Genomic DNA, 1328 nt, shown 5'->3' with positions numbered 1-1328 from the left:
GTTCGTTGGCAATCTCGTATGTTGAGTTTCTTTGCTCACAGTACTGTTCCCGAAGCCACTCTTCTCTTTTTAATGGCTCAAGATTTCCGTCAGTTTGTGCCTCTGCGGGTGACCGAATCTCAATTCCGTGAACTTCCATCCATCTTGTAACAGGTCCCCTGCTTAGATTAAGTTCATCAGCAATCTCGTATATTGTCTTCCTTTTTTGACAGTACTGTTCTCGGAGCCACTCTTCTTCTTTCAATGACTCAAGATTTCCGTCAGTCTGGCTGCCCGCCGATCGACGTTCAATTCCGTGCTTTCGCATCCACTTTGTGACAGTTGCCTGACTTAATTCAGCTTCGTCGGCAATCTCGTGTGTCGTCTTTTCCCGCTCATGATATTGCTCTCGGAGCCATTCTTCATTGTTCAATTTCTCAAGATCTCCGTCAGTATGTGATTCTGATAATGACCGTCTCCCTATTCCGTGTTCCTGCATTCCTCTTACGATACTCTTGGTACTCAGATTAACTTCGTCAGCAATCTCGGCTAATGTCTTCTCTCGGTCACAGTACTGTTCTCGGAGCCACTCTTCACTGTTTAATTTCGCAAGATCTCCATCAGTACGTGACTTTGCGTTTGACCGACGCTCAATGCCATGTCTCTCCATCCAATTTCTGACAGTTGCACTGACCACTCCAACTTCGTCGGCAATCTCGTATGTTGTCTTCCTTTTTTGACAGTACTGTTCTCGGAGCCATTCTTCATTTTTCAACGGCTCAAGATTTCCATCAGTTCGTGATTCTGCGGCTGACCGAATCTCAATGCCATGCTTTTCCATCCAGTTTCTCACGGTTCCCTGAACCAAATTGAGTTCGTCAGCAATATCATATGCCGACTTCTCTCGGTTACAGTACTGTTCTCGGAGCCACGCTTCATCTTTCAGCTTCTCACGATCTCCATCAGTTCGTGATTCTGCGGCTGACCGGATCTCAATCCCATGTTCCTGTATCGAAGTTGAGACAGTTTTGTGAGCCAGATTAAGTTCATCAGCAATCTCGGTTAATGTCTTTTCTCGTTCGCAGTACTGTTCTCGGAGCCATTCTTCATTATTCAATTTCTCAAGATCACCGTCGGTTCGTGATTCTGCGGATGATCGGCTCTTTATTTCATGCTCCTGCATCCAGTTCGATATTGTAGACTTAGAGACACCAGTTAATTCGGCAATCTCTTTCTGAGTGAGTTCGCTTTCGCAGTACTGTTTACGAAGCCACCCCTCTTTCTTGTATAATTTCTCATCTGATGAATGAGTCTCCGACTCCTGATTATCTCCGTCGCATATCGAAAAA

1 protein-coding gene is annotated in these 1328 nt (G+C 45.3%); it reads right to left on the bottom strand.

Features of this window, described 5'->3' with window-relative positions:
* The coding region (locus J07HQW2_RS10425; RefSeq protein WP_021055464.1) for a helix-turn-helix domain-containing protein at positions 1-1328 on the bottom strand (1328 nt) is incomplete at both ends.

It is taken from the genome of Haloquadratum walsbyi J07HQW2 (assembly GCF_000415985.1).
In the GTDB taxonomy this organism is placed as follows: Archaea; Halobacteriota; Halobacteria; order Halobacteriales; family Haloferacaceae; genus Haloquadratum; species Haloquadratum walsbyi_B.
Note: the sequence above shows the minus strand (reverse complement) of the source record. Positions and strands in the feature narration are given on the sequence as shown.